4 protein-coding genes are annotated in these 6,076 nt (G+C 58.5%); 1 reads left to right on the plus strand and 3 read right to left on the minus strand.

The features are described 5' to 3' along the window. The 3 genes from NW820_RS08925 to NW820_RS08935 form a co-directional block, all read right to left on the minus strand. Positions 1 to 1,553, minus strand: a 1,553-nt coding sequence (locus NW820_RS08925; RefSeq protein WP_414407290.1) for an S-layer homology domain-containing protein, incomplete at its 3' end; no start/stop codon positions are given. A 173-nt stretch (positions 1,554 to 1,726) separates the two neighbouring features. Next, positions 1,727 to 2,767 (minus strand): NADP(H)-dependent aldo-keto reductase, encoded by a 1,041-nt coding sequence (locus NW820_RS08930; protein ID WP_414407291.1) that lies wholly within the window; start codon positions 2,765 to 2,767, stop codon positions 1,727 to 1,729. A gap of 93 nt (positions 2,768 to 2,860) precedes the next feature. Continuing rightward, complete coding sequence (locus NW820_RS08935; RefSeq protein WP_414407292.1) at positions 2,861 to 4,615, minus strand: hypothetical protein; 1,755 nt, start codon at positions 4,613 to 4,615, stop codon at positions 2,861 to 2,863. Between the two features lie 444 nt (positions 4,616 to 5,059). Here NW820_RS08935 and NW820_RS08940 point away from each other — a divergent pair. Next, positions 5,060 to 6,076: PP2C family protein-serine/threonine phosphatase (locus NW820_RS08940; RefSeq protein WP_414407293.1), on the plus strand; the 1,017-nt coding region annotated here is incomplete at its 3' end.

The following is a 6,076-nucleotide window of genomic DNA, read 5'->3' on the forward strand; positions in this document are numbered from 1 at the left end:
CCGCCAGGCTGTGGAGTGGGAGTGGGTGTAGCTTCCGGCGTGGGTGTGGGAGTAGGCGTAGCTACCGGTGTTGGGGTTGGCGTTGGGGTCAGAGCTGGAGTCGGCGTTGGGGTCGGTGTGGGGGTCGCTGCTGGTGTCGGGGTTGGTGTTGGGGTCGGTGTGGCAGTGGGCTGGGCGGCCTGCACCTGGAAAGACCACTGCTGGATGGCAGTGTTGCCGCTGGTATCGGCAATTTGGACGGCGATCAAGGTCGGTCGATCGGTGGGCAGCGGCTCGGCTGGGGTGTAGGCGAAGCCGGTGCGGGTGAGCTGGGCTTGGGCGGTGACATCCGCGTTGTTCACCAGCAAGGTAAAGCTATTGAGGTCAATTCCTTGGTCATCTTGGAAACGGGCTGAGATGGAGGGGCGAGAGTTGTCGGTTAGGGATCCGTTGGGAGGGGCCAGTTCGCTGATGGTGGGGAAGGTGGTGTCGGTCACCCGCCCGATGGTGATGGTCTTATCCGGCAGCTGCACCAGGGTTACCAGTCCATCCCGCTCCAAGCGGGCAAAAACAGGCGCTTCTGAGGCCCGGTCTTGGCTGCGGAAGGTGTAGCTGCCCTCGTATTGCCCTGGGCGGGTTTCCTGCAGTGGCAGGTTGTAGGCAATGCCGGGGATGGAAAACGATCCCTGCGCACCTGGGGATCCCAGCAAAAACACGGTAACGGTATCCCCTGGGTTTACGGATCCCAGCTCTTCGCGGGCAAAGAAGGTTCTCACCTCTGGAGCGGCGGGCAGCGTTTCCACCAGAGGCTCAATGGGAATGTCCGGCGTGGCCAGGGGTTCGGGCGTAGGAGTGACCTGGGCAAGGAGCTCGGTACGGATCCCAGGGCCGGGGATGGCAGCCCCCACCGGCGGATCCAAATTGGGTACTCGACCCACCTTGGCCAGCGCTTGGTAGGTAAGAGCAGCCACTTCCCCCCGCGTGGCCACCGCCTGGGCATTCAATTGGGTGGGGTTGGGGTAGAGCACCAACAGCCCTTCCTGAACTGCTGTCGCGATGGGGGCGCGGGCAAAGTTGGGAACCAAATTGGCATCGCCGAACGCGGATAGGATCGCGTCAATTTGGCCGGCATCTTCGATGAGCCTGCCGTTGGTGGCGGCACGGGTCAGGACAGTGATGGCTTGTGCACGGGTGAGCACATCGTTGGGGCGAAAGGTGCCGTCCGGAAAGCCGGAAACAAACCCTGCCGCTGCCGCCGCGCCGATGGAGGGAGCCGCCCAACTGGGAATGGGATCGGCAAAGGAGCGCACAGGAACGTTGGTATCTAGGCCAAAAGCTTTGGTGACAATGACGGCAAATTGGGCACGGGTGATGGACTCGTTGGGGCGAAAGGTGCCATCCGGGAAGCCGCCGATGATCTGCCGTTCATTCAACCCAGCAATGTACTGGGCACCCCAATAGGTGCTGATATCAGAAAGTTGGGCCCAAGCGGGATCCCCAAGCCAGGCCAAGCTGCTGCAACTGATCACCAGAGCGGCGGTTTTCCAGCCCTGCCAAAGGGAAAGCTCACGCATCGTTCACACCTCAGGTTCTGGGTACGGGATTTACAGTCTTGGATCCCCACTCTCGGTTGGGAGGGGCCCTGGAAGTTGGCCGGACAGAAGTGTAGGAGAGGATATCCAAACCGCACATCCAGACGAGGAAACCTTCCGAAAAGTTCTATTTGGCCACCGGTTTCGCCAACCTTTTAAGGGGCAGGATTGGGGTAGCGCTGGTGCACCGCCTCGATCTCCGCCAGGAGCTGCGGGGACAGTTCCACATCCAGGCAACTGAGGTTCTCTTTGAGTTGGGTCAGGCTGGTGGCCCCAATGATGGTGCTGGTGACAAACCAGCGGCTGCGCACAAAGGCCAAAGCCAACTGGGCCGGTGTCAGACCGTGCCGGCGGGCAATTTGCACATAGGCGGCCACCGCTTCTTCCACATTCGGCTTGCGGTACCGCTGGCCAAAGCCTTCAAACAAGGCCAAACGGGATCCCGGCGGCTTCACCCCCCCCAGATATTTGCCCGTCAGCAGCCCAAATCCGAGCGGGCTGTAGGCCAGCAAGCCCACCTGCTCGTGGCGGCAGACTTCCGCCAGGCCCATTTCAAACGTGCGGTTGATGAGGCTGTAGGCATTCTGAATCGAGACCACCTTGGGCAACCCCAGTTGCTCGGCCACCTGGCAGAACTTGCTCACCCCCCAAGGGGTTTCGTTGCTCAGGCCGATGTAGCGAATGAGACCCTCTTGCACCAATTCCGCCAGAGCCTGCAACTGCTCGGCAATGGGAACGGTGGGCCGCTCCTGGCTGGGATCGTAGGCAACGCCCCCAAACAGGGGCACGTAGCGATCCGGCCAGTGGATCTGGTAGAGGTCGATGTAGTCGGTCTTCAGGCGTTTGAGGCTATCGGCCACCGCCTGCTTGAGGTTGTCGCGGGTGATGGACAGGGATCCGTTGCGAATCCAATGCCAGGGCCGACCGGGGCCAGTGATCTTGGTGGCCAGGATCAGGCGATGCCGCGGTTGGTGTTGTAGCCACTCGCCGATGTAGCGCTCGGTGGATCCCTGGGTTTCCGCCCGCGCCGGCACCGGATACATCTCGGCGGTATCGATGAAGTTGATCCCGTGCTCCACCGCGTAGTCGAGCTGTTCGAAAGCCTCAGACAAAGTATTCTGCTGCCCAAAGGTCATGGTGCCCAGGCAGATCTCGGAAACTTGCAAAGGGCTGTGGCCAAGCTGGCGGTAGCGCATGGGGAATCTCCGTCTCCAACCCTAGACAGCGCGCCAGTCCCCATTGTGCCCAAAACCTGTCGGCCTACGGGATCCCCCGCTATGCCCCCGTTCCTATTTCGGTGCGGATCCCAGCAGAGGAACGTACTCGCGGTAGAGCTGACCCAAAATTTCCAGACCAATGCGGGTGCGGCTATCGGGGGGGCGAGCCTCAATGGCCGCCTTGACTTGCAAAATCGTGCCCACCGGATAGGGGGAGCGCAGCTCCTCCCGCTTGCCCAAAAACACATCCGTAAAGTAGTCGATCAGCCGCTTGACTTCCCCCACGTCTTTGCGGGAAATGTCCATATCCAAAACGGTGGTCAACTTGGCCCGCATAGCCTGAAAACTTTGCTGGCCGGTGTTGAGGGCCACCCGCTTGGCCAGGCTATCCACCACAATTTGGGTGATCTTCTCCACATTTTGGGTGACGATTTCTCGGTGGCGGGCGGCAAAGCGCAACTGAACCTCATCCAGGAATCGTTCTCGTTCCAGAATCTGGATGCCCTGTTGCTCCAGATCCACTCCATAGCTTTGCAACTGCTTGTACTGATTCAAAACCCATTGGTTGTAGAAGGAATCGGCCAAAACTCGCCAATAGCCGATGAGGGTGGCCTCGGCAAAGGGAACGCTGACCAAATAAGCTTCGCTGGTGATGTGGCGCAAATGCTCTGTCAGCTTGTCTCGCTCCTTCTCATCCAAGTAGGAGGTGCGCGGCACCCAAACTGCCCCGTACTCGCTTTTCACCTCTCCGGGCAGGGATCCGAAGAGGGTGTCAAAAAACTGATGAATGCTGAAGAGAAGAAACTTTCCCGGATCCTGAAGGCGGTTGAGCAGTTCCTGTTTTTTCTCCTCCTGATATTGGGCCACCAATTGCTGGGCCTCGGCGATCTGGCCGCGGGCCACCTCCACATCTTGCCGCAGCTTTTCAATCTCTTCTGAGCTCACCATCTCAACGCCGGCAGGCTCCCGTTCCCCGCTGAAATAGCTGCCCCCCAGCCCGCTGCCCCCAATGCCCACCAGGGGAGCGTCGCTGTCGTTGTCCAGGGTTAGAAGGCGAGCAAGAGCCTGGAGACGAACTCGCCCACTGGCAGAGCGCAGGGATCCCAGCTCCACCGGATCCCCACTTTCCCAACCGTCCAGCCCGCCGATGCGGTAGAGCGTGTAAAAATACTTGCTGAGTAGAAGCGCCAGCAGATGCCTGTTCTTGACCTCGTTGTACTCCAGGTAGGCCCGCAGACACAGTTGGAAAGCGATGTTGGGCAAGCTGCGACACACCTTCATAATCTGGGTGTAGACCCTTTGCAGGTGAGGCCGAAAGCTGCGTGGGATCGCCTCGGGCCGTAGGCCGCGCAACAAGAACTCCTGCTGGCGCAGATCTTGAGGGGTAAAGTAAAAGCTTTCTTGCCAAAGCAGCTCATCCAAGTCGCGGGCAAAAATCGGTTTCAAATGATCGATAATCTGCACCACAACCGACTCGGTGAAGACCGGTATAATCTTTTCGATGTGAAGCTGATCGTAAACGGAGCGCAGCCGCTCGCTGCGGAAGTCTTCGATGGAGATCAGCCCCTTCATGGTTCCGATCCGACCATCGCTCAGCAGGAACTTATAGACCACTTCGGCAGTGGCCCCTGGGGAGAGAACAAGAGTTCCCGTCAAGTCAGGGCAGATTTGCAGGGGGCGTAGCAGGCGGCTGGTTTCACTGACGCTGAAGCAACTCCAAGCTGCCGGGTTTAACACCACCGACGATAGGGAGGCCAACAATTGCTTCTCGTCCAAGTCCTCCAGCCGAATTTCTCCCCTGTGAGCTTCGCTAGGTCCCGGAGGCAAGCTCGCCCGCGAATCCTGAACGGCGGAAGGGGATAAGGATGGGGGAGATGTGCTCATGCGGTAAAGGCTATTGAATCTTAACGTTCACTCTAAGTCGGCGAAGGATGGATGAGTGTGATTCTGTATCTCTGTATCCAATGAAAGTCTCTCAAGAAGAATCTGCCCAGAATCTGCCTCGAATTGTCTCCCGCCACCAGTATCTGGAAACGGTTAGCTTTTGGGTAGCGTGCAACCACGGTTTTGAGGATCCACAAATCGATACGTACCTTCAGCTCTGATGGATGAGGCTGCTGAGGCTTCACCCCTTTGTCGTGGACTGCTTGCCGAGCTGGTTTTCCTGACGCAACGCCTAAGCTACGATAAAAGGTCTGCCTACCAGTATGGGGTATTGGGCTGGAGTTGGGTTTGAATGCGTTTTGACTTTGGGATTGGGGTGCAGCGGTCATGACGACCATTTTGATTGTTGACGACGATCCGACGATTCGGCTGGTGTTGAAGCGATCCCTGGAACGACAGGGCTACACCGTGGAGATGGCCAGCAACGGTTCCGAGGGGCTGGAGCAAGCCCACCTGCTGGTGCCGGGGCTGATCATCTGTGACTGGATGATGCCGGACATGGATGGACTAGAGGTTTGCCGACGCATCAAAGCCGATCCCAAGTTTTCCACGACGTTTTTTATTTTGCTCACCGCCCGCACTGAGGTGGAAGACCGCATCCAGGGCCTGGATGCCGGAGCAGATGAATTTCTAAGCAAACCCATCGACCCCAATGAGTTGCGGGCACGTGTGCGAGCCGGATTACGCTTACACCAGCTCAGCTATGACCTGCAGCAGCAAACGGCCAGGTTACGGGCAGAATTGGCAGAGGCGGCCAGCTATGTGCGTTCCCTCCTGCCGGAGCCGGCCTATTTTCCCGACTGCAAAGTGACCCTCGAGTGGCGCTTTTTACCCTCCCAGGAATTGGGGGGAGATTCGTTTAACTATCATTGGCTGGATGAGGAACACCTGGCCATCTATCTGCTGGATGTGTCGGGGCATGGGGTGGGATCCGCTCTGTTGTCGGTGTCGGTGATGAACCAGTTGCGCACTCAAGGCTTGGCCGATGCCGATCCCCGCCAGCCGGACGCGGTCTTGCGCGCCCTCAACCACTCTTTTCAAATGGGATCCCACCATGAGATGTACTTCACCCTTTGGTATGGGGTTTATCAGCCGGGATCCCGTCTGCTCTCTTTTGCCAGTGCCGGCCACCCACCTGCCCTGCTCATCCAGGGTCAGGATTCGCTCCTGCTGAAGACTGCCAACTTGCCCATTGGCATTTTGCCCGACCTCACTTTTCAAAGGGATCAGGTGCGGATCCCCGAGAACAGCCATCTCTACCTGTTCAGTGATGGAGTTTACGAAGTCATAAACCCCCAGAGAGAAATCTGGGGGCTGGACAATTTGATAGCCCTGCTGAGCAAG

The organism is Synechococcus sp. R55.7 (assembly GCF_047461955.1).
Lineage (GTDB): Bacteria > Cyanobacteriota > Cyanobacteriia > Thermostichales > Thermostichaceae > Thermostichus.